Source organism: Stenotrophomonas sp. SMYL86 (assembly GCF_036320025.1).
GTDB lineage: Bacteria > Pseudomonadota > Gammaproteobacteria > Xanthomonadales > Xanthomonadaceae > Stenotrophomonas > Stenotrophomonas maltophilia_A.
Window position 1 is genome coordinate 136,710 of sequence record NZ_JAWIRU010000009.1, and the last position, 23,337, is coordinate 160,046.

Consider the following 23,337-nt stretch of genomic DNA (forward strand, 5'->3'; position numbering starts at 1 on the left):
GGGTTACACTGCCGGGCTCGCCAATCAGGCCTTGTGATTCCTCACCATGCTGCAGAAACTCCGCGACAAGACCTCAGGCTGGATCGTCACCGTGATCCTGGGGCTGCTGATGATTCCGTTCCTGTTCGTGATCGACAACAGCTACCTGGGTGGCGTTGGCGCACAGAACGTGGCCAAGGTTTCCGCGCCTCCGACCTGGTGGCGTTCGGCACCGTCGTGGTGGCCGGTGCGCATGCTGTGGCAGCACCACGAGATCAGCGCGCAGGATTTCCGCACCCGCTTCGAGCAGGAGCGCATGCGTGAGCGCCAGCAGCAGGGCGAGAACTTCGACCCGCGCGCGTTCGAAAGCACTGAAAACAAGATGGCCGTGCTCGATCAGCTGATCGACGAGCAGGTCGTGCGCCTGGTGGGCGAGCAGGCCGGTGTTGTGATCGGCGATGGCGCGGTGCGCGAGTACATCGCCACCATCCCGGCCTTCCTCGATTCGAACGGCAAGTTCAACGAGAACAACTACCGCCTGGCTCTGGCCGGTGGCAATCCGCCGCGTACCCCCACGCAGTTCCAGGAGCTGGTGCGCGAGAGCCTGCAGCAGTCGGTGATCCCGTCGGGCCTGCAGAATTCGGGCTTCGTCACCCAGGCCGAGACCGAGCGCCTGCTGAAGCTGCTGGGTGAGACCCGCGACGTCGAACTGGCCGCGCTGCCGGAGGTTCCGGCCGATACCGCGCCGGTCACCGATGAGCAGATCAAGCAGTGGTACGACAGCCACGGCAAGGATTTCCGCCAGGCCGAAAGCGTGTCGCTGGAATACGTCGAGATCAATGGCGCCAACCTGCCGGCACCGACCGCGGCCGACGAAGCGACCCTGCGCAAGCGCTATGAGGACGAGAAGGCGAAGTTCACTTCGCCGGAACAGCGCCAGGCCGCGCACATCCTGATCACCGGTGACGGTGCCGAAGCCAAGGCGAACAAGATCGCCACCGAAGCCAAGGCGGCGGGTGCCGACTTCGCTGCACTGGCCAAGGCCAATTCGGAAGACCCGGGTTCGAAGGACCAGGGCGGTGATCTGGGCTGGGTCGAGCGTGGCGCGATGGTCAAGCCGTTCGAAGACGCCCTGTTCGCCGCCAAGGCGGGTGACGTGATCGGCCCGGTCAAGACCGACTTCGGCTACCACGTCATCAAGGTCGCCGCGATGCGTGGCGGCGAAGGCAAGTCGTTCGAGGAAGTGCGTGACACGCTGGCCGCCGAGCAGCTGAAGGCCGACGGCGAGCGCGGCTTCAACGAGCTGGCCGGCCACCTGGTCGATGCGATCAACAAGAGCCCGAGTGATCTGGCTGCTGCGGCCAAGGAAGTGAACCTGCCGCTGCAGACCCTGGGCCCGATCACCCGCGCAACCGCCAGTGGCATCGCCACCGATCCGGCCGTGCTGCGTGCGGCCTTCTCCGAAGTGCTGGTGCAGGATGGTACTGCCAGCGACCCGATCGCCCTGGGTGGTGCCACCAACCACAGCGTGGTCATCCGCGTTGCCGCGCATACCCCGGAACAGGCAACGCCGCTGGACAAGGCGCGTGAACAGGTGATCGCCGCGATCCGCGCCGACCGCCAGCGCCAAGCCAGCGACAAGGCCGCCGACGCCGTGCTGGCCAAGCTGAAGGCGGGCGCCACCCTGCAGTCGCTGGCCGCCAGCGAGAAGCTGCAGGTGAGCCCGATGCCGGGCCTGCCGCGCAGCCAGCCGGTGCCGACCCCGGAAATCAACCGCGCGATCTTCAGTGCACCGGTGCCGGCGGAAGGCAAGCCGAGCTACGGCAAGGTCGACGTCAACGGCCACGCGCTGCTGTTCGCCGTGAACAAGGTCAACCCGGGCGACATCAAGGAAGTGACCGCCGAGCAGCAGAAGCAGCTCAAGGATCAGCTGAGCCAGATCGACGGCATGGCCGCAGCCAAGGCCTACGTCGAGGCGATGCGCAGGAAGTTCGTGATCCAGACCACCGAAGAGAACCTGTAAGCCTCGCGGCGAGCAGGATAGAAGAAGGCCCGGCATTGCCGGGCCTTTTTTTGTGCCTTCGCGTCGTCTGTGGCGCGCTTGAGCTTTGGTAGTGGTCGAGCTTGCTCGACCGCCTTTTGTAGAGTCGTGCAGATGCAGTCGAGCATCGCTCGACTCTACAAAGAGCAGATACAGCGGGGTTGGAGCGCGTCAGTCCTCGACGCGCAGCACTGCGCCGGGCTTCAGCACGCTGCTGCCACTCAGGCCGTTCAGCGACAGCAGGGCCTTTACCGGCATGCCGTAGCGGCGGGCGATGGTCCAGGCCGACTCGCCATCACGCACGGTGTGGCGGCGGCTGCGCGGGCGGTCGGCGATCGCGGCCACGGTCTTGGCCACCTGCGGCGTCGGCGTGGTCGTGGCAACCGGTGCGGTGCTGGCCACCAGCGTGGTCGCGGCTTCCGTCACCGTCGCATTGGCGGCCGAGACCGGGGCCAGGACCCGGGTGGTTCCCGAGGCGCGGTTGCCGGCGGCCAGGGCCGGGTTGAGGCGGGCGATCCTGGCAGGGTCCAGGGCGCGCTGTGCGGCCCACTGCTGGACGCTGGTGCCGGCCGGCAGGGTGTGGTCCTTCAACACCGGCACGGTGCGGTCCAGCGAGGCCATCACGCGAGGCTGGTCCTCCACGTCTTCCAGCACGCAGGCCAGGGCATGCAGCTTCTCGACATAGGCATGGGTAACCGGCGACAGCCCCGGCAGGGCTGCCGGCTTGGCATTCTGCGCGTTCATGCCGGCCTTGCGCATGGACTGCAGCACCCGGTACTCGCCGGCGTTGTAGGCCATGGTGGCCAGTCGCCAGTCGCCGCCGAACATGCCGTGCAGGGTTTTCAGGTAGCGCACCGCGGCCTGGGTGGAATCAACCGCCGACAGGCGACCGTCGTAGCCGTTGGCCATGGGCACGCGGTGGTTGCGCGCCGTGGTGGCGATGAACTGCCACAGGCCGGTCGGGCCGCTGCCGTTGCGGGCATTGGGCCGATAGCCGCTTTCCACGAATGGGATCAGCGCGAATTCGGTGGGCAGGTTCGCCTTGCGCAGCTCTTCGACCACATAGCCGAACAGCACCAGCGCATCGTCATCCTGGTTGGCCAGGCGCGAGGGGGCGTGGGCGAACTGCTTCTGCCAGCGCGGGCTGGTAGCCTCGGCATCGCAGCTGGGCTCGGCCAGGCCGTCGCGGAAGCTGGTGAAGATCTCCTGGCCATTGCGCACCGAGGGCGCAGGCAGCGCGGACGGATCCAGCGGCAGCGCCGCAGCGGCGGTCAGGTTCTGGCTGATGCCGGCGCCCAGCGACTGTGCGCCCGCGGTTCCGGCCAGCCCCAGGGCAAGGCCCAGGGCCAACGGCAGACTTCGGCGCATCATGCGCGGACGCCGTCTTTCCAGTGCCGGAGACCGGCCATCACGTCGACGTCGTCCACGACGTCACGGCCCAGGTGTGCCGACACCGACGCACGGATCGGTGCAGCGTGCACACGCAGGAAGGGATTGCAGTCGAATTCGTTGGCCAGGGTTACCGGCAGGGTGGAACGGTCATCGCGGCGCATGGCCAAAGCCTCCTCTTGGCGCTGCCACAAGGCAGCGTTGGCGGGGTCGACATGCCGCGCGAAGACGGCATTTGACACGGTGTACTCATGAGCGCAACAAAGCAGCAGTTGCGCGGGCAGGGCACCCAGCTTGCGCATCGACGCCAGCAGCTGGGACGGCGTACCTTCGAACAGGCGTCCACAGCCCAGGCTGAACAACGAATCTCCGCTGAAAAGATGTTCAGCAGTGTGAAACGCGATGTGGCTGCGGGTATGCCCGGGCACGGATAGTACGTGGAACGTCCGGCCCAGTGCCTGAACGCGTTCACCTTCGCCGACCCGCTCGGTGGCCGTGGGAATGCGTTCCTCGACCGGCGCGATGACCCGCACGCCGGGGAAACGCGCCTGCAATGCCGGCACGCCACCGATGTGGTCGTCGTGGTGATGGGTGAGCAGGATCGTGTCCACGCGCAGGCCCTGATCGGCCAGTGCGAGCACTGGCGCGGCATCGCCGGGGTCGACGACCACGGCAGCGCCCTCGTTGTCGATCAGCGTCCAGATGTAGTTATCCGCAAATGCGGGCAGGGCAGTCAGTCGCATAGAATTGGACCATGCCCGCGCTGCAGAGCACCCGTCAAGCGAGCCAGACCCCGTGGTTCGACAGCGAACCGGCGGAGGCCTTGCGTGTGCTGGAGCGGCAATTGCTGCTGCCGCAGCTGTCGGTGCTGCCGGCGCAGCCCTGGCTGTGGATCGCACCAAGTGCGGCCTGGCTGGACGATGCACAGCTGGGCGGACGCGGTCTGCGCCTGTATCGGCAGGGGCAGGGCTATGCCGGCGACACCCGTTGTGCGCTGCCGCTGCCGCTGGCCAATGAAAGCGTAAATGCGATCGTGCTGCAGCATGTCACCGCGGCCGATGCCGACCGGCTGCTCGACGAGTGCGAGCGCGTACTGATGCCGGGCGGCCATCTGTGGCTGAGCAGCCTCAATCCGTTCAGTCCGTATCGCACGCGCTGGCGCCAGCATGGGCTGGTGGTGCGCACGCCGCAGCGGATCCGCCTGCTGCTCGGCCGTCATGGGCTGGAATGCGACGATATGCGTTACCTGGGCCCGCTCTGGCGCGGTGCGGGCAGCCGTCGTCCCGGAGGTTGGGCACCGCTGCGCGCGGCCTGCCTGTTCCATGCGGAAAAACGTACGCTGGCCCTGCCTGGGCCGAAACCGCTGCCGGTGCGCTGGCACGGCACCGTAGCTACCTGATTCTGGAGTTGTATTGAAAACCATCGAAATCCACACCGACGGTTCCTGCCTTGGCAATCCCGGCCCCGGCGGCTGGGCTGCGCTGCTGCGCTACAAGGGCCACGAGCGCGAACTGAGCGGTGGCGAGGCGCACACCACCAACAACCGGATGGAGCTGATGGCGGCCATTTCCGGGCTGGAGTCGCTGACCGAGCCGTGCAACATCGTGCTCTATACCGATTCGCAGTATGTGCGGCAGGGTCTGACCCAGTGGATGCCGGGCTGGATCCGCAAGAACTGGAAGACGGCTGGCGGCGATCCGGTAAAGAACCGCGAGCTGTGGGAGCGCCTGCAGGCGGCCACGCTGCGGCATCAGATCGACTGGCGCTGGGTGAAGGGTCACTCCGGCGACCCGGACAATGAGCGGGTGGATACGCTGGCCCGCAACGCGGCGATCCAGATCCGTGACGCCAGCCCGGTAAACTGAGCCCATGCGTCAGATCATCCTCGATACCGAAACCACCGGCCTGGAGTGGAAGAAGGGCAACCGCATCGTCGAAATCGGCTGCGTGGAGCTGTTCAAGCGCCGCCCGACCGGCAACAACTATCACCAGTACATCAAGCCGGACTGCGAGTTCGAACAGGGCGCGCAGGAAGTCACCGGCCTGACCCTGGAGTTCCTCGATGACAAGCCGGACTTCGCGCAGATCGCCGACGAGTTCCTGGCCTTCATCGATGGCGCCGAGCTGATCATCCACAACGCGGCGTTCGACCTCGGCTTCCTCGACAACGAGTTGTCGCTGCTGGGGCCGCAGTACGGGAAGATCACCGACCGCTGCACGGTGATCGATACCCTAGTGATGGCGCGCGAGCGCTTCCCGGGCCAGCGCAATTCGCTGGATGCGCTGTGCAAGCGGCTGGGCGTGGACAACTCGCACCGTGCGCTGCATGGCGGCCTGCTCGATGCGCAGATCCTGGGCGACGTCTATATCGCGTTGACCTCGGGCCAGGAAGAAATTGGCTTTGGTCTGGGCGATGACGATGGCGGTGCTGCCGGTGCGGCGCTGCAGGCCTTCGACACCAGCAAGCTGCTGCCGCGCCCGCGCGTGGTTGCCACGCCGTCGGAGCTGGAAGCGCATGCGGCGCGACTGGAGCGGCTGCGCAAGAAGGCTGGCCACGCGCTGTGGGATGGCCCGAAGGTGGAAGAGCCCGCCAGCGCGTAATGCCTGGAGTGGGGTAGTGCCGGCCGCTGGCCGGCAGCGTCGCATCCACGCATGGCGTGGATCTACCGGTTAGTGGCAGCGCACCAGGATCACGCTGATGTTGTCGCGGCCGCCGCCGTCGAGCGCGGCGGCAACCAGCGTGTCCACGCATTCCTGTGCGCTGGCATCCTCGAAGGCGAGGGTGCGGGCAATGCTGCGGTCGTCCACTTCTTCGGTCAGGCCGTCACTGCACAGCAGCAGCTGCATGCCCGGACGCAGTTCGCCGCTGGTGGTGGCCACGTTCAGATGCGCCGGATCGGTCACGCCCAGCGCCTGGGTGACCACGTTGCGGTGCGGATGCGCACGCGCCTGTTCGGCGGTCAGGTTGCCCTGCGCGACCAGCTCCTGCACCACGCTGTGGTCCTGGCTGAGCTGGGCCAGCTGTCCGTCGCGCCACAGGTAGGCACGGCTGTCGCCGACCCACGCCACTTCATAGCGGTTGCCCTGTACCCGTGCGGCGACCACGGTAGTGCCCATCGGCAACGTGTCGTTGCGCCGGCGCGAGGCGCGGATGATCTCTTCGTCGGCTGTGCGGATGGCCTGCGCCAGCGGTGCGCCGCGGCGGATCTCGCGCACGATGGTCTCGCGCGCCAGCGCGCTGGCCACTTCACCGCAGGCGTGCCCGCCCATGCCATCGGCCACCAGCCACAGGGCCAGCTCACTGTCACCGTAGTAGGTGTCCTCGTTGAGCTCGCGGCGCATGCCGGGGTGGGTGAGGTGTCCGAATTCGATCATGGGCGCTGGGGCGGGGTGTTGCTGGGGAGACAGGCATCATCGGGTGGCTGCGCGCATCCGGCAAGGCGTGCGCTCAGGAAATTTTCACTTCGTTGGCCGGAATGACTTGTCGTCGGCCTCACTTCCTCGTATGATGCGCGTCCCCGGTCCGCCGGGGACCACCCGGAGAGGTGGCAGAGTGGTTGAATGTACCTGACTCGAAATCAGGCAGGCGTTTATAGCGCCTCGGGGGTTCGAATCCCCCCCTCTCCGCCAGATTAAAGAAAAAGGGCTGCCGAAAGGCAGCCCTTTTTCTTTAATCTGGCGCGGGATGCGCCGCGCGTTTCGCGCGGCGCCCCACACGTTGCTGCGCAACCTGTGGGCCCCTCCCTTTGCCGGCCTCTCCCCGCTGCTGTCGGGGCAGGTGCATCAGTAGATCCACGCCATGCGTGGATGCTGTTCCTGCTGGCAGGCTCATCCACGCATGGCGTGGATCTACCCATTCCATCGCGAGCTGCGGGTTAAACTGCCTGCATCACCTGTTGGAGCTTTCCCCATGACCGCTGAAATCCTCGTTCCCGTTTCTTTCGGCGAGCTGCTGGACAAGATCTCGATCCTGCAGATCAAGTCCGAGCGCATCAGTGACGAGGGCAAGCTGGCCAATGTGCGCAAAGAGCTGTCGGCGCTGGAGCAGACCTGGATGGCACACCCGGCGGCGGTGAAGGACATCGCCAAGCTGCGTGCCGAGCTGAAGGCGGTCAACGAGCAGCTGTGGGACATCGAGGACGACATCCGCCTGAAAGAGAAGGCGCAGGCGTTCGACCAGGGTTTCATCGACCTGGCGCGCAGCGTCTACCTGCGCAATGACGAACGCGCGCGCATCAAGAAGGCGATCAACCTGGCGCTGGGTTCGGCGTACGTGGAAGAGAAGTCCTACCAGGATTACGCGCAGCGCGCGTAATCCGGGGCAGCCTGCTGCTCACCCCAGGTGGTCGGCGACGTAGCGTTCGAACGCAGCGATACCGTCTTCCACGGTGATCAGTTCCATCACATCGTCGAACTCGATCTTGGTGCCCCACTTCAGATCCGAGGCCTGCTTGGCCAGGTACTTGCGCGCGGCATCGTCGTAGCGGTCCACGCAGTAGCGGCGGTCGGAATAGGGACCGCTGCGGTTCGGGTTGCTGGCTGCATGCAGGCCCAATACCTTGGCGCCCATCGCGTTGGCGATGTGCATCGGGCCCGAGTCCGGGGTCATCACCAGATTGGCGCGGGCCAGCAGCGCCGGCAGCTGCTTCAAGGTGTCCTTGCCGACCAGGTCAAGCGCCGGTGTGTGCAGCTGTGCCTGGATGGCATCGGCCATGCTGCGCTCCAGTTCGCTGCGGCCTCCGCACAGCACCACCTGCCAACCGCGCTGTGCGGCGTGGTTGGCCACGGCGGCGTAGCGGTCTGCATACCAGTTGCGGCGCACGTGACTGGAACAGGGCGAGATCATCAACACCGGGCGGCCATCGTCCTGCCATTGCGCGGCGGACCACTCATATGCGGACTGCGGCACCGCCAGGTCCCAGCTGACCTCGGTCTGGCGCAGGCCAAGGGGTTCACAGAAACTGCCGATGGCATCCAGCACATGGATGCCGGGGCGGTCGGGGATGCGTTCGTTGATGAAGAGACCATGCAGGTCCTTCGAGCGGCTGCGGTCATAGCCGATGCGACGCTCTGCGGGAATGAAGGCCGACAGCAGGTTGGCGCGGAACGCCACCTGCATCTGCAACAGCGCTTCGAAGCGCCCCGGCGGCAGCTGCCTGCGCAGTTCCTTGACCCCGGCCATGCCGCTCTTCTTGTCGTAGGCATGGAAGGTGACACCGGGCAGGCCGTCGAGCAGCTTGTGGCCGGCCTTGTCGATGATCCAGTGGATCGGCGTATCCGGGCGCGCAGCCTGCAGGGTGCGCACCAGGGGCACCACGTGGGTGACATCGCCAAGTGCGGACAGGCGCAGGAGGCACAAGGAGGAGGACGCTGATGCCATGTGTTGTTAGACTCAATGAAATGGTCGCATTCGACGCCAATGAAGCGCTGACGCCATGCCGCGAGGGTCGCGGCAGCGGGGCCATTCTGTTCGACCGCGAGCGGCTGCGGCAAGCCGAGATCGGCCTGTTCTCGCCCCAGCACTGGGGCAGCAGGGCTCGGCCGGTGGGCGAGGGCGGTCGTGGCAGCGCCTGGTTCGTCGATGCGCCGTTCGGCGCCAGCGTGCTGCGCCACTACCTGCGCGGTGGCCTGGCGGCGAAGATCAGCCATGACCAGTACCTCTGGCGCGGCGCGGACCGGACGCGCAGCTTCGCCGAATTCCGGCTGATGCGCGCGCTGCGCGAGAAAAAGCTGCCGGTGCCCCGGCCACTGGCGGCGTTCTACATGCGCGAGGGCCTGCGCTACCGGGCTGCGATCCTGATGGAGCGGATCGAGGGTGTCCGTTCGCTGGCCGACCGCGCGCTGGTCGCGGGCCGGGGCGCACCGTGGGAGGAGACCGGGCGGCTGATCGCCCGCTTCCATCGTGCCGGCCTGGACCATGCCGACCTCAATGCGCACAACATCCTGTTCGACGGCAACGGCCACGGCTGGTTGATCGACTTCGACCGCGGGGTGATCCGCATCCCGGCGACCGCCTGGCGCGAACGCAATCTCAAGCGCCTGCTGCGCTCGCTGATCAAGCTGCGCGGCGAGCGCAGCATGGAAGACGTGCAGAAGGATTACGCGCGGCTGCGCCGCGCCTATGACATGGCCTGGAACCGGGGCACCTGATGGACTGGTCGTTGCGTTTCCTCGGCGTCGGCAATGCGTCGGCGGTCGAGCTGGGGTCGCCGATGTCGGTGATCGAACGGGACGGTCGGCCGTGGCTGACCATCGACTGTGGCGGCGAAGGCCTGACCGCGTTCAAGGCGCACTACGGCCACATGCCGCAGGCGTTGTTCGTCACCCATGTGCACCTGGACCACGTAGCGGGCTTCGAGCGCCTGTTCGTCGATACCTTCTTCAACGCGCACCGGCGCGGCAAGGTGCGCCTGTATGTGCCTGCCACCGTGGTGCCGCTGCTGCACAAGCGCATCGGGGACTACCCGAACGTGCTGGCCGAGGGCGGTGCCAACTTCTGGGATGCGTTCCAGCTGGTCGTGGTGGGCGAGGCGTTCTGGCACGAGGGCGTGCGCCTGGAAGTGTTCCCGGTGCGCCACCACTGGCCGGAGACGGCCTATGGCCTGCGCCTGCAGGGCGCGCTGACCTGGAGCGGCGATACCCGGCCGATTCCGGAGATGCTGGCCCGCTTCGCCAACGACAATGAACTGATCGCGCACGACTGCGGCCTGCACGGCAACCCGTCGCACACCGGCGTGGACGACCTGGAACGTGAGTACAGTGCCGAACTGCAGGCGCGGATGATGCTCTACCACTACGCCAGCGAGGCCGACGGCCAGGCGCTGGCCGCGCGGGGGCACCGCGTGGCGCAGCCGGGGCAGTGCGTGCCGCTGGCCAACCCCACTGCAGCGCACGTGCTGGTGCAGGATCCGCCGTGAGCGGTGCTGGCCAGCCCGCCGACACGGCGCTGGCTGCCGAGCTGGAGGCGCTGGAACGCGCGCTGCATGCGCCGCAGGTGCGGGCCGATCGCGAGCAACTGGCGGCACTTCTGGACGAGGATTTCAGCGAGATCGGCAGTTCCGGGCGATGCTACGGCCGTGATGCGGCGTTGCAGGAGATCCCGCTGGAGCGCGCTCAGGTGCTGATCGAATCGGAACAGTACGCGGTGTGGCTGTTGGCCGAGGATCTGGCCCAGGTGCGCTACCGCAGCCGCTATCACGTTGATGGCCAGGCCCAGGGCTGGGTGTTGCGCAGTTCGCTGTGGCGACGGCATGCGCAGGAATGGAGGGTGGTGTTTCACCAGGGCACGCCCGCGGCGGGGTAGTGGTGGGCGATGCCCGGTGAAGGGCGCCAGCCAAGGCTGGCAGCTACCAGAAGTGGGGCCACGCCCGAAAAGGCGATGGCCCCGCCGGCTGACCTCGGCGCCCGCGTCGATCGATACCGTTGCTGCCTTCCGGCCCTGGCGGGATTTTCGACCTAGCGTCGCGAGGGGCCGACGGGGCCACCATAGAGACGTTGGCCGCCCAGTGGGCGGCCGGTTCACGGATCAGGGGAAGCAGCGCGCGATGCGCCGGAGACCACAGCCGGACTACACATCGGCTGGCCGATGGCAGACGGCAACTATAGCGCAGGCAGGTACATCGACGCCAGCTTCGTGCACTGAATCGGCTGTAACCCGCGTCTGCCGGCAACGCCCCGCGCCGACCGGTGTTGCTAGAATGCCGGCCAGGAGGAACGACCTCCCCCACATCGGGAATCAATGACCAGGACGGCCTGGCCCTACCAAGAGGAGGGCTGTCATGGCCTGGATCTATCTGTTGTTCGCCGGCCTGCTGGAAATCGTCTGGGCCGTGTCCATGAAGCAGTCCGAAGGCTTCACCAAGCTCACCCCTACCGTGGTCACCATCATCGGCATGATCGCCAGCTTCTGGCTGCTGGCGGTGGCCATGCGCAGCCTGCCGCTGGGCACCGCCTACACGATCTGGACCGGCATCGGCGCGGTCGGTGCGTTCGTGGTCGGCATCGTCTTCCTCGGTGAGCAGGTCAGCCCGATGCGGATCGGTGCGGCGGTGCTGATCGTTTCCGGCCTGGTGCTGATGAAACTCTCGAGCAGCTGAATGCATTTATTTGGGCGGAGAAAGGAATTTCCGCCTGCTGCAGGTATATGCATTTTCGGCAAAACCATTTTGTCCGCCCGTTTTATTTGACGTGCGTCATGAAAATAACGCGCGTGATTCACATGCCGCTGGCGCCATCGGCCGCACAGTGCCGCCATTCGTCATGCGAAATCGGGGAGTTTTCGCCTTGGCGGACACGTTGGCCTGCCTGTCCCAGGTGCGGTCGCGTGAAGATGTGAAGATTTTCAGAAGTTAATGACGCCAGGCCTTGTTCCCGTGTCGGGAGCCGGGGTGGGCCGCATTGTCTTCAAAAAAACCTGCCTGCAGTGCCATCCGGTCTTTTCATGGAGATTTACCGATGAACCGCATTTACCGTCTGGTTTTCAATCGCGCCCTCGGCGTAATGCAGGTTGCTTCGGAGGTCACCCAGAATCCCGGCGGAAGCGCGGTCTGCGCAGGGTGGGTGCCGCGATTGCGGGCGCACCAGTTGGCGGTGGCATTGGCGGCCACGCTGGCCAGTGGTTCGGCGTTCGCGGCGTGCACTACCGCAGGCACCACGGTGACCTGCGCGACTGGCTCTAATACCAATTCGCTGGCCAACAGCATCAATGGCGTGACGCTGGATATCCAGACCGGCGCTGTGCTCAGCGTGCCGCCGATCGTTGGCGGAAGTGCCGTGAATTTGAGCGGTAACGGCATCACCGTGAACAACCAGGGCACGATCGATCCCACCCTCAACGGTGGCCTGAGCCTGGCGGCGTCGGGCATGGTGCTGGGTAACAACACCGTCGGTGGAAACACCATCAACGTCAACAACCAGGCGGGCGGGGCGATCAAAGGCCTGGTCAATATCGGCTCCATTCTCGGTTTCGGTGGACAGGCGCTGGTGATGCAGAACGCTTCCGGCGGTGTCAGCAACATCATCAACGCCGGCAATGTGGACATGTCGATCCTTGGCGCAGGCCTGTTGACCACGGCCGATGCGGCATCGATCGTCAGCTACGGTGGTGCGCAGACCAATCTCAACAACACCGGCACCATTACCGGCCGCATAGGGTTCCAAGGCTCGGCCACGGCGGGGGCCGGCAATACCTTCCTCAATGCGGGAACCATCAACGGCAGCGTGAACCTGGGTAGTTCGGTCACCGGCAACACCTTCACCGCCGTGTCTGGTTCCAGCGTCAATACCGCCGGTATCGGCGTCGCTGGACAGGTCGGCGTGCTTGCGGTGAATCTGGCCGCGGCCGGCATCGTCGACGGTGGTTCGGCGTCCAACAACAGGCTGGTGCTGCAGAACAGCCCAACCGGCCCGGGCAGCGGTACCGGTGGGGCGGTGACCACGCTGGGCTGGAACCAGTACATCAACTTCCAGAGGCTCACCGTCAACAGCGGTACCTGGAACCTGCAGGGTGCGTGGGCTGGTGCAGGTACGACCACACTCAATGATGGTCTGATCAATTTCAACAATGCCGGTTCCTTCGGCACAGGGCTGTTCACCGCCAGCGGCGGTGCCATCGCGTCCTCCACGGCCGGTCTGAACCTGGCCAACGCTTTCAGCCTCGGTGGCAATCTGTCTCTGTCCGGAACCAATGCATTCGGTCTGGGCGGAGTGCTTTCAGGCGCTGGTGGGCTGACGGTCAACAACACCGGCATCGTCACCCTGGGCGGTGCGAACCTGTTCAGCGGTGGCGTCAACCTCAATGCTGGCGGCCTGGTGCTCGGCAATGCCGGTGCGCTCGGCAGCGGCAATCTGACCGTCGGTGGCAACGCTTCGCTGGATACCTCGGCCAACTTCAATCTGGGCAACAACCTCGTCATCAACGGTGGCGGCACGCTCAACCTGCTGGGCAGCAACGCGCTGGGCCTGAATGGTTCGATCTCCGGCGCTGGCGACCTGGTCAAGGCGGGTCCGGGTACCCTCACCTTGAATGGTGCCAACCTGCTTACGGGCTCCTTCGCGGTCACCGGTGGTGCGCTGGCATTGGGCGCCGGTGGCAGTCTGTCGCCGACAAGTGCGATCTCGCTGAGCGCAGGTACCAACCTCGATCTCTCGGTTGCGGCCAGCCAGACCATCGGCTCACTCGCCGGATCCGGTGCGCTCAACCTTGGCGCGCGCAGCCTCACGTTGGGTGGCTTGAACACCAGCACCAGCTTCTCCGGCGTCATCGGCGGTGTCGGCGGCGCGCTGGTCAAGGTCGGCACGGGTACCCAGACCCTGTCGGGCGCCAATACCTTCACAGATGGCGTCACGCTCAACGGCGGTGGCCTGCTGCTGGGCAATGCAGGCGCGCTGGGTACTGGAACACTTAGTGTTGGCGGCAACGTGTCTCTCGATGGCACCGGGGCGCTCGCTCTCACCAACGCGGTCAATCTGGGCGCGGGCAGCATCCTCAATCTGTCCGGGAACCAGGCATTGACCTTCAACGGCGTGATCGGTGGCTCCGGCAGCCTGGTCAAGAACGGCGCGGCCACCCTGACCCTCAACAACGCCAACACGTTTGGTGGAGGGCTGTCGCTCACGGCTGGAGGACTGGTGCTCGGCAACGGCGGTGCGCTGGGAACCGGCGCATTGAATGTCGGTGGCGCGGTGACGCTTGATGCCAGCTCGGCACTGACCGTGGGCAACGGCATCAACCTGGGGGTGGGTGGTTCGCTCAACGTGCTGGGCTCCAACGCGCTGACGCTGGGCGGCGTGATCGGTGGTACCGGCAGCCTGGTCAAGAACGGCGCCTCCACGCTTACGCTGGGTGGGGCCAACGCATTCACCGGCGGTCTGAACGTAAACGCAGGAAAGGTGGCACTGGCCAGTGGCGGCAGTCTGGCGGCCACCGGGGCGGTGAGCCTGGCGGGAGCCGGCGCCGAACTGGACATCTCGCTCGGCGCCAACCAGACCATCGGTGCGCTGTCCGGTGCGGCAGGCAGCATCCTCTCGCTGGGCGGCAGCACGCTCACCTTCGGTGATGCCACCAACCAGGCATTCGGCGGCGTGATCGGCGGTACCGGTGGCCTGGTCAAGCAGGGAACGGGCACGCAGACGCTCAGCGGCACCAACACCTTCAGCGGCGGCGTGAATCTGACGGCGGGCGGCCTGCTACTGGGCAACAACAGTGCAATCGGCAGCGGGGCGTTGACGGTCAGCGGCAACAGTTCGCTCGATGGCAGCGCTGCATTGAACTTGGCCAATGCCATCAATCTGGGGGCGGCGTTGACGTTGCCGGGCAGCCAGAACCTCACCCTGGGCGGCAACATCACCGGCACCGGCAGCCTGACCAAGAACGGTGCCTCGCTGCTGACCTTGAACGGCACCAATGCATTCAGCGGCGGCCTGAACCTCAATGCCGGCAGCCTGCTGCTGGGCAACAGCGGTGCACTCGGGACGGGCGCATTGAGCGTGGGTGGCAATGCATCGCTCGATGGCAGCACGGCGTTGAACCTGGTCAACAATGTCACTCTGGGCAGTGGGGCCGTGTTGTCGCTGCCGGGTTCGCAGGCGATCACGCTTGGCGGGGTGGTTTCCGGAGCCGGTGGCCTGGTCAAGAACGGCGCCAGCACGCTCACGCTCAACGGCGCCAACAACTTCGCCGGTGGGCTGACGCTCAACGGCAGTGGCCTGATGCTGGGCAACGCTGGCGCGCTGGGAACCGGGCTGCTTGCCGTGGGCGCGAACGCGACCCTGGGCAGTACGGTGGCATTGAACCTGGGCAATGCCATCGATCTCGATGCCGGTGCGCAGCTGAGCCTGACCAGCAATGAGAATGTTGCTCTGGGCGGACTGATCACCGGCACCGGTGGCCTGATCAAGACCGGCACTGGCGTGCTGTCGTTGAACAACAGCAACACCTTCAGTGGTGGTCTGGCGCTGAACGCGGGCGGTCTGTCGGTCGGCGCCAACGGTGCGTTGGGTACCGGTGCACTGAACATCGGCGGCAATGTTTCTCTGGATGCGAGCGCCTCGGTTTCGCTGGTCAATGCAGTGAACCTGGGCGCCAATACGCTGACCCTGCCGGGCAGCAGCAATCTCACTCTGAGCGGTGTGGTGAGTGGTGCCGGTGGCCTGATCAAGGACGGCGCCTCGACGCTGACCTTGTCCGGTGCCAATACCTTCCTCGGTGGCGCCACGGTCAACGCAGGTACGCTGGCACTCGGCGCGGGTGGCAGTCTTGCCGCCATCGGTGCGGTGGACCTCGCCGGTGCCGGCGCGACGCTGGACATCTCCGCAGCGGGTGCCGGGCAGACCATTGGCGCGTTGAACGGCGTGGCAGGCAGCCATGTGGCATTGGGCACGCAGACCCTTACTTTCGGTGGCGCCAGCAATGGCAGCTTTGCCGGTGTCATCGATGGCAGCGGTGGGCTGATCAAGGTCGGTGCTGGCGTGCAGACGCTGTCCGGTGCCAATACCTTCAGTGGCGGTGTCGCGCTTGATGCAGGTGGCCTGATCCTCGGGAATTCGGGGGCGCTGGGCACGGGCACGCTGGGCATCGGCGGCAACGTCAGCCTGGACGGAACGACGGCACTGAATCTGGCCAACGCCGTGAACTTCGGTGGGGGTACGCAGCTGACGCTGGGCGGCAGCAGCGATCTCACCCTTGCAGGCGTGGTGGCCGGCAGCGGCAGCCTGATCAAGAACGGTGCAGGCCTGCTGACGCTCAACAACACCAATACCTTCGGTGGCGGCCTGACCTTGAACGGTGGTGGCCTGGTGGTCGGCGCGAACGGCGCACTCGGTTCCGGCACGCTGGCGGTGAATGCCAGCACCACGCTGGATGCAGGTGCTGCAGCGACGCTCGGCAATGCGGTCACGCTGGGCTCGGGTGTTGCACTGACATTGCCGGGCAGCAATGCGCTGACGCTGTCGGGTGTGATCGATGGCAACGGCAGCCTGATCAAGAACGGTGCCACCACGCTGACGCTGTCTGGTGCCAACACCTATACCGGCGGTACCACCATCAACGCCGGTACGCTGGCACTGGGAACAGGTGGCAGCCTTGCCGCGGCGGGTGATGTCACGCTGGGCGCAGGCGCTGGCTTCGATATCTCCGGTGCCGGCAGCAGCCAGACCATCGGCGCGCTCAACGGTGCGGGCGGAAGCACGCTGGCGCTGGGCGGAAACTCATTGACGTTCGGAACCGCCAGCAACGCTGCGTTCGATGGCGTGATCAGTGGCGGCGGCGGCCTGGTGAAAGTGGGCGCCGGCGTACAGACGCTGTCCGGTGCCAACACGTTTGGCGGCGGCGTGACGCTCAATGCAGGCGGGCTGGTGCTCGGCGATGACGCGGCGCTGGGCTCTGGCGCGCTCACCGTCGGCGGGGCCGCCACGCTGGACACCACCGGCCTGGCAGCACTGACCAACAACATCGCGCTCAACGCAGGCCTGACCGTACTGGGCACCAATGCGCTGACGCTCAACGGGGTGATTTCCGGTACCGGCAGCCTGACCAAGGATGGTGGCGCAACGCTGACCTTGAACGGTATCAACTCCTATACCGGTGGTACCAACATCAACGCCGGCACACTGGCGCTGGGTGCCGGTGCCAGCCTGGCGGCGAGCGGTACCGTGAACCTCGCCACCGGCGCGACGCTGGATCTGTCGGCCGGCAGTGGCACGCAGGTGTTCGGCACCCTGGTCGGCAACGGTACGGTCAACCTGGGCGCCAATTCGATCGAAGTCGGCGGGGCGACCAATGGCACCTTCAGTGGCTCTATCGCAGGTACGGGTGGCCTGACCAAGGTCGGTGCGGGCATCGAGACGTTGACCGGTGCCAACACCTACACCGGCGGCACCTTCATCAATGCCGGCACACTGGCGATCGGTCCGGGCGGCAGCCTGGCGGCCACCGGTGCAGTGACACTTACCGCAGCGGGAACCGGCTTCGACATCTCGACGTCCGGTGCCAGCCAGACCATTGGTTCGTTGGCCGGCGTGACCGGCTCCACGGTCACTCTGGGCGCGCAGTCGCTGATCCTCGGCGGCAACGGCAACAGCGTGTTCGACGGCGCGATTTCCGGCACCGGTGGCCTGGTCAAGAACGGCACCGGCATCCTCACGCTGGGCGGCGCCAACCTGTTCAGTGGCGGCCTGGCGCTCAATGGCGGCGGCCTGGTGGTCGGCAACAGCGCCGCGCTCGGCACCGGTGCGCTGACGGTGGGGGCCAGCGCTACGCTGGATGCTTCGACCGCGGCCAACCTGGCCAACAACATCACGCTGGCATCAGGTGCCAACCTCAACCTGCTGGGCAGCAATGCACTGACCCTGGGCGGCATCGTTTCCGGTACCGGTGGCCTGATCAAGAACGGTGCGGCCACCGTGACCCTGACCGGTGCGAATACCTACACCGGAGGCACCACCATCAACAGCGGCACGCTGGCGATCGGTGCCGGTGGCAGCCTCGCCGCAACCGGCGCGGTGAACCTGGCCGGTACCGGTACGCTCGACATCTCTGCGGGCAACCAGAGCATCGGTTCGCTTGCCGGTGTGGCCGGCAGCACCGTGGCGCTGGGGGGCAGTGCGCTGACCCTGGGCGGTACGGTAGACAGCACGTTCAACGGTGCGATCACCGGCAATGGTGGCCTCGTCAAGAACGGCGCAGGCGTGCAGACCCTCAACGGCGCCAGCACCTTCAGTGGCGGTGTAACGCTCAATGCAGGCGGCCTGGTGGTCGGCAACGATGCCGCTCTCGGCACCGGGGCGGTAACGGTGGGTGGCAACGGTACGCTCGATTCGAACACTGCGGTGACGTTGGCCAACAACTTCGTCCTCAACGCCGGGCTGACCGTACTCGGCAGCAACAACCTCACCCTCAACGGCAGCCTGAGTGGCACCGGCTCGCTGACCAAGGAGGGCGCGGCAACGCTGACCTTGAACGGTGCCAATACCTATACCGGTGGCACCTTCATCAATGCCGGTACGTTGGCATTGGGTGCCGGCGCGAGCTTGAATGCCAGTGGCATCGTCAACCTGGCCAGTGGTGCGACCTTCGATCTGTCGGCGGGCAGCGGCACGCAGCAGTTCGGTACCCTGATCGGCAACGGCACGGTGAACCTGGGCGGCAACACCTTGACCATTGGTGGTCCCGTCAATGGCACGTTCAGTGGTTCGGTGGGGGGTACCGGTGGGCTGATCAAGGAAGGCACCGGCACCCAGACCCTGACCGGTGCCAATACCTTCACTGGTGGCACCACCATCAATGCGGGCACGCTGGCGATTGGCGCCGGAGGAAGCCTGGCAGCGAATGGCGCGGTGACACTGGCCAACGCCGGAACAGCGTTCGATATTTCTGCCGGTGGCGCGCAGAGCATCGGATCACTGGCGGGTGTTACCGGCAGTACGGTTGCGCTCGGCGGCAGCACGCTGACCCTCAATGGCGTAGGAAACACGACCTTCGCTGGTGACATTACCGGTACCGGTGGCCTGGTGAAGAATGGTGCAGGCATCCAGGGCCTGACCGGCAGCAATACCTTCAGCGGTGGCGTGGCACTCAACGCCGGTGGCCTTGCCTTGGGTAACAACAATGCACTGGGAACCGGCACGCTGACCGTGGGCGGCAATGCCAGCCTGGACGGCACCAGCGCGCTGACCCTGGCCAATACCGTGCAGCTGGCCAGCGGCACGCTGACCCTTGCCGGCAGCAACGCGCTGACCTTGAACGGCCCTATCAGCGGCGCTGGCGGCCTGCTCAAGGATGGCGCAGCAACGGTCACCCTGGGCGGTGCCAGCACCTACACCGGTAACACCACCATCAACAGCGGCACGCTGGCGGTGGCGGCCGGTGGCAGCCTGTCGGGTGCGAGCACGGTCAATCTGACCGGTGCCGGTACGCTGGACATCAGTGCCGGTGGCAACCAGAGCATTGGTGGCCTGGCCGGTGTAGCCGGATCCAGCGTGGTGCTGGGTGGTGCGACCCTGACCACCGGCGGCAACAACGGCAGCACCACCTTCGGCGGTGTGCTCAGTGGCACCGGTGGCCTGGTGCAAAGCGGCACCGGCACGCTGACCCTGAGCGGTGACAACGTCTATACCGGCGGCACCACCATCAATGGTGGCAGCACGCTGCAGATCGGCAACGGCGGCAGCACCGGTTCGGTGCTGGGCGACATCACCAACAACGGCAGCCTGGTCTACAACCTGGGCACCACCGCAACCGTAGGCGGTGTGGTCAGCGGTGGCGGTGGCCTGACCCAGGCTGGCAGCGGAACGCTGGTGCTGACCGGCAACAACACCTATACCGGCGGTACCACCATCAATGCCGGCGGCACGTTGCAGGTGGGCAACGGTGGTGCGACCGGCGCGATCGTCGGCGACATCACCAACAACGGCGCGCTGGTGTCCAACGTGGCGGGCAACACCACGCTGGGCGGCACCATCAGCGGCAGTGGTGGCCTGACCCAGGCCGGCGCTGGCACGCTGGTGCTGACCGGCAACAACACCTATACCGGCGGCACCACCATCAATGCCGGTGGCACGCTGCAGGTCGGCAATGGCGGTGCGACCGGTGCGATCACCGGTAATGTCGCCAACAACGGCAGCCTGGTGTTCGACGTGGCGGGCAACACCACGGTCGGCGGCGCGATCAGTGGCAGCGGTGGCCTGACCCAGGCCGGTGCCGGCGTGCTGACGCTGGTCGGCAACAACACCTACACCGGCGGCACCATCATCAATACCGGTGGCACGCTGCAGGTGGGCAATGGTGGAGCGACCGGTTCGATCGCTGGCGACATCACCAACAATGGTTCGCTGATCTCCAACGTCGCGGGCAACACCCTGCTGGGAGGCACCATCAGTGGTGCGGGTGGCCTGACCCAGGCGGGCAGTGGCTCGCTGGTGCTGACCGGCACCAACACCTACACCGGCGGTACCACCATCAATGCCGGCGGCACGCTGCAGCTGGGCAATGGTGGTGCGACCGGCTCGATCGTCGGCGACATCACCAACAACGGCACGCTTGTGTCCAACGTCGCGGGCAACACCACGCTGGGCGGCACCATCAGCGGCAGCGGTGGCCTGACCCAGGCCGGCAGCGGCACACTGACCGTGACCGGCAACAACACCTACACCGGCCCGACCACCATCACTGCCGGTGGCACCCTGCAGGTGGGCAATGGCGGCGCGACCGGTGCGATTGGCGGCAGCGTCACCAACAACGGCAGCCTGATCTTCAACGTGGGTGGCAACACCACCGTCGGCGGCGCCATCAGCGGCAGCGGTGGCCTGACCCAGGCCGGCAGCGGCACGCTGATCCTGGGCGGCAACAACACCTATACCGGCGGCACCACCATCAACACCGGCGGCACGCTGCAGGTCGGCAACGGCGGCGCGAGCGGATCGATTGCCGGCAACGTCAGCAACAACGGCAGCCTGGTGTTCAACGTCGGTGGCAATACCACCGTTGGCGGCACCATCAGCGGCAGCGGTGGCCTGACCCAGGCCGGCGCTGGCACCATCACCCTGACCGGCAACAACACCTACACCGGCGGCACCACCATCAACGCCGGTGGCACGGTGCAGGTTGGCAATGGCGGCGCCAGTGGCTCGATCACCGGCAACATCACCAACAACGGTGGGCTGATCATCAACACCGGTGGCAGCACCACGCTGGGTGGCACCATCAGCGGAGGTGGCAGCATCGTGCAGGCCGGCCCGGGCGGGCTGAATCTCGGCGGCAACAGTGGTGGTTTCAGCGGCACCGGCCAGGTCACCGGCGGTGGCCTGAATGTCACCGGCAACATCGGCGGCCAGTGGACCATCGGCAGCGGTACCACGCTGTCCGGCACCGGCACCATCGGGGGTACCGGTGGTGGCGTGACGGTATCCAGTGGCGGTGTGCTGTCGCCGGGTAATGGCCCAGGCAATGGCAGCGGTGCGGGCAATGGCACCGGCACGATCACGGTGGGTGGCAACCTGACCTTGGCGCCGGGCAGCACGCTGGGCATCGATCTGGGTGCCACCGGCAGCGACACGGTGCAGGTGGGCGGCAGTGCCAACGTGGGTGGCAGCAACGTGCAGGTGAACACCATCTCGCCGAGCACCAGCTATCAGCAGGGCCAGCAGTACACCGTGGTCAACGCGGCCGGTGGCGTGAGCGGGCAGTTCGCTTCGGCGAAGACGCCGTCGGCCTTCCTGACCATCACCCCGGTCTACACGGCGAACACGGCCAACCTGCAGATCGATGTGGCGCAGACCGCAGCCTTCACCACGGCGGCGAAGACGCGCAACCAGTACAACACCGCTGCGGCGCTGGACAGCCTGCCGCAGAGTGGCTCGGCACTGGGGCTGTACAACACGGTGTTGATCTATGACGCGGGTACCGCGCGCGCGGCCTTCGACCAGCTGTCCGGTGAAGTGCATGCGGCCAGCCGTGCGGTGCTGTTGTACGACAATTACCTGGAAGAGGGTATCCGCCAGCGCCTGGGCAGTGAGCTGCCGACCGTGCGCGGTGAGCGTGCCTCGGCCTGGCTGGCCGGCAGCGGCAAGGTGTTCAGGCAGGATGGTGATGGCAACGGCGACGACATCCGCTCCAACCGCAATGCGCTGATGGCCGGCGTGGACTGGCAGCTGGGCGAGCACGTGGTGCTGGGTGCAGCGGCCGGCAACGAACGGCTGGATACGCGCCTGTACGATCGCAGCTCGCGCGCCCGCCTGCGTGGCAACACCTTCGGCCTGTATGCGCAGGGCCAGTGGAACAACGGCTTTGCGGTCGGTGGCAGCGTGTCGCGCGGCGACTACCGCACGCGCACCACACGTGAGGTGCCGCTGCTGGGCCAGACCCTGTACAGCCGCCAGGACTCGGATGTGACCATCGCCCAGGTGGAGGGCAGCTGGACCTGGACCCACGGCAGGACCCAGCTGCAGCCGTACGTGCAGTTCACCAAGCACTGGGTCGACAGTGATCGCGCGGTGGAGCAGGGCGGCACTGCTGCGCTGGAGCTGGAAGGCGGCAAGGACACGCTCAATGTCAGCACCGTGGGTGTGCGCGGCCGCTGGGACGTGGGCAGCGGCGAGCGCTTCCCTGCACAGCTGACGGTCGGCCTCGGCTGGCAGCATGCTTCGGGTGACACCGACGTGGCCAGCCGCAACCGCTTCGCGGTCGGCGGCAATGCGTTCGATGTGTACAGCGCGGTGATGGCACGCAACGCGCTGGTCAGCCAGCTGGGCGTGGCGGTTGGGCTCGGCCGCAACAGCCAGCTGTCGATGTTCGTGCAGGGCCAGCACGGCGACGGTCGCCGCGATGTCGGCGGGCAGATCAACCTGCGCGTGGGCTTCTGAGGGGAGCGGGCCAGCGGTAGAACCACGGCGGGCGTGGATGGCACCGGGGCGGGAGCGCTAGAGCTCCCGCTCCATTTCCACAGCGTCGATCCCGGCGCCGTGGCCATCGGGCACCACACGTGTCACCTGGAAGCCGAGACCGGAATAGAAGCCTTGGGTGTGTTGGCTGGTACTGAGCGTGACGCGATTGATCGAGGGATCCACTTCGGCCTGGCGCAGGCGCGCCAGCGCCAGTTCGCGGCCCAGTCCATGCCGGTGCAGCGCGCGCTGCACCATGCCCCAACAGAAACCGGCGCTGCCATCGCCGCGGCGCGACAGGCCACCACAGGCAACGACGCAGTGGTCGCGCTCGATCACCTGGAAGGCGCAGTCCATGGCCTGCTCACGCAGGAAGCGTTCAAAGTCGCTGCGCTCTTCGGGCGCGAAGTAGGTGGGCACGTTGCTGTCGAAAATCGACAGGCAGGCGCTGGCATCTGCGGGGCGGTAGAGGCGGAGGTTCATGGGCCCACGATAGACGATCGTCAGTAGATCCACGCTACACGTGGATTCATGGGCCGGATGCCGTGCGTGTA

At 66.3% G+C, this 23,337-nt stretch carries 15 protein-coding genes, 1 tRNA gene and 1 other RNA gene; 11 read left to right on the plus strand and 6 right to left on the minus strand.

The genetic code is table 11. The features are described from left to right. The first annotated feature begins 46 nt into the window (after positions 1-46). Positions 47-2,002, plus strand: coding sequence for a peptidyl-prolyl cis-trans isomerase (locus V3B64_RS12095; protein WP_329914184.1), 1,956 nt, complete (start codon positions 47-49; stop codon positions 2,000-2,002). Positions 2,003-2,191: 189 nt separating this feature from the next. Here V3B64_RS12095 and V3B64_RS12100 read toward each other — a convergent pair whose 3' ends face one another. Next, positions 2,192-3,391, minus strand: a complete 1,200-nt coding sequence (locus tag V3B64_RS12100; RefSeq protein ID WP_032129323.1) for a lytic transglycosylase domain-containing protein — start codon at positions 3,389-3,391, stop codon at positions 2,192-2,194. After that, complete coding sequence (gene gloB, locus V3B64_RS12105) at positions 3,388-4,152, minus strand: hydroxyacylglutathione hydrolase (protein ID WP_329914185.1); 765 nt, start codon at positions 4,150-4,152, stop codon at positions 3,388-3,390. Before gloB ends, V3B64_RS12100 begins: the two co-directional genes overlap by 4 nt. Before the next feature lie 11 nt (positions 4,153-4,163). Between gloB and V3B64_RS12110 the strand changes: the two genes are divergently transcribed. From V3B64_RS12110 to dnaQ, 3 genes are read left to right on the plus strand one after another with little or no spacing between them, the layout of a single operon-like run. Next, on the plus strand, positions 4,164-4,808 hold the full coding sequence (locus V3B64_RS12110; protein WP_121504044.1) for a methyltransferase domain-containing protein: 645 nt from the start codon (positions 4,164-4,166) through the stop codon (positions 4,806-4,808). A 13-nt stretch (positions 4,809-4,821) separates the two neighbouring features. Next, entirely contained in the window at positions 4,822-5,274 is a 453-nt protein-coding gene (gene rnhA, locus V3B64_RS12115; RefSeq protein ID WP_032129326.1) for a ribonuclease HI, read from the plus strand. Positions 5,275-5,278: 4 nt separating this feature from the next. Further along, positions 5,279-6,010: a DNA polymerase III subunit epsilon gene (gene dnaQ, locus V3B64_RS12120; RefSeq protein ID WP_032129327.1), complete on the plus strand. Its 732-nt coding sequence runs from the start codon at positions 5,279-5,281 to the stop codon at positions 6,008-6,010. Positions 6,011-6,079: 69 nt separating this feature from the next. Here the strand turns inward: dnaQ and V3B64_RS12125 are convergent, their stop codons facing one another. Beyond that, on the minus strand, positions 6,080-6,784 hold the full coding sequence (locus V3B64_RS12125) for a PP2C family serine/threonine-protein phosphatase (protein ID WP_032129328.1): 705 nt from the start codon (positions 6,782-6,784) through the stop codon (positions 6,080-6,082). A gap of 164 nt (positions 6,785-6,948) precedes the next feature. Between V3B64_RS12125 and V3B64_RS12130 the strand changes: the two genes are divergently transcribed. Both V3B64_RS12130 and V3B64_RS12135 read left to right on the plus strand, forming a co-directional pair. Then, positions 6,949-7,039: transfer RNA gene (locus tag V3B64_RS12130), tRNA-Ser, on the plus strand. Positions 7,040-7,319: 280 nt separating this feature from the next. After that, positions 7,320-7,724, plus strand: coding sequence for a DUF6165 family protein (locus tag V3B64_RS12135; protein WP_046982834.1), 405 nt, complete (start codon positions 7,320-7,322; stop codon positions 7,722-7,724). A gap of 18 nt (positions 7,725-7,742) precedes the next feature. Here the strand turns inward: V3B64_RS12135 and V3B64_RS12140 are convergent, their stop codons facing one another. Further along, positions 7,743-8,789 (minus strand): glycosyltransferase family 9 protein, encoded by a 1,047-nt coding sequence (locus tag V3B64_RS12140; RefSeq protein ID WP_329914186.1) that lies wholly within the window; start codon positions 8,787-8,789, stop codon positions 7,743-7,745. Positions 8,790-8,809: 20 nt separating this feature from the next. On the opposite strand from V3B64_RS12140, the gene V3B64_RS12145 reads away from it, so the two are divergent. From V3B64_RS12145 to V3B64_RS12155, 3 genes are read left to right on the plus strand one after another with little or no spacing between them, the layout of a single operon-like run. Continuing rightward, positions 8,810-9,559, plus strand: coding sequence for a 3-deoxy-D-manno-octulosonic acid kinase (locus tag V3B64_RS12145; RefSeq protein WP_329914187.1), 750 nt, complete (start codon positions 8,810-8,812; stop codon positions 9,557-9,559). Further along, a complete protein-coding gene (locus V3B64_RS12150) occupies positions 9,559-10,326 on the plus strand; it encodes an MBL fold metallo-hydrolase (protein WP_329914188.1) in 768 nt (255 codons plus the stop codon). The genes V3B64_RS12145 and V3B64_RS12150 overlap by 1 nt, the downstream gene beginning before the upstream one ends. Continuing rightward, positions 10,323-10,712, plus strand: a complete 390-nt coding sequence (locus V3B64_RS12155; protein WP_329914189.1) for a nuclear transport factor 2 family protein — start codon at positions 10,323-10,325, stop codon at positions 10,710-10,712. The genes V3B64_RS12150 and V3B64_RS12155 overlap by 4 nt, the downstream gene beginning before the upstream one ends. Positions 10,713-10,790: 78 nt before the next feature. Here the strand turns inward: V3B64_RS12155 and ffs are convergent. Further along, positions 10,791-10,887, minus strand: an RNA gene (gene ffs, locus V3B64_RS12160) — signal recognition particle sRNA small type. Between the two features lie 300 nt (positions 10,888-11,187). On the opposite strand from ffs, the gene sugE reads away from it, so the two are divergent. Both sugE and V3B64_RS12170 read left to right on the plus strand, forming a co-directional pair. Continuing rightward, entirely contained in the window at positions 11,188-11,505 is a 318-nt protein-coding gene (gene sugE, locus V3B64_RS12165) for a quaternary ammonium compound efflux SMR transporter SugE (RefSeq protein WP_010483859.1), read from the plus strand. Between the two features lie 358 nt (positions 11,506-11,863). Beyond that, a complete protein-coding gene (locus tag V3B64_RS12170; RefSeq protein ID WP_329914190.1) occupies positions 11,864-22,765 on the plus strand; it encodes an autotransporter-associated beta strand repeat-containing protein in 10,902 nt (3,633 codons plus the stop codon). Positions 22,766-22,822: 57 nt separating this feature from the next. Here V3B64_RS12170 and V3B64_RS12175 read toward each other — a convergent pair whose 3' ends face one another. Further along, a complete protein-coding gene (locus V3B64_RS12175) occupies positions 22,823-23,266 on the minus strand; it encodes a GNAT family N-acetyltransferase (RefSeq protein ID WP_329914191.1) in 444 nt (147 codons plus the stop codon). Positions 23,267-23,337 lie beyond the last annotated feature (71 nt).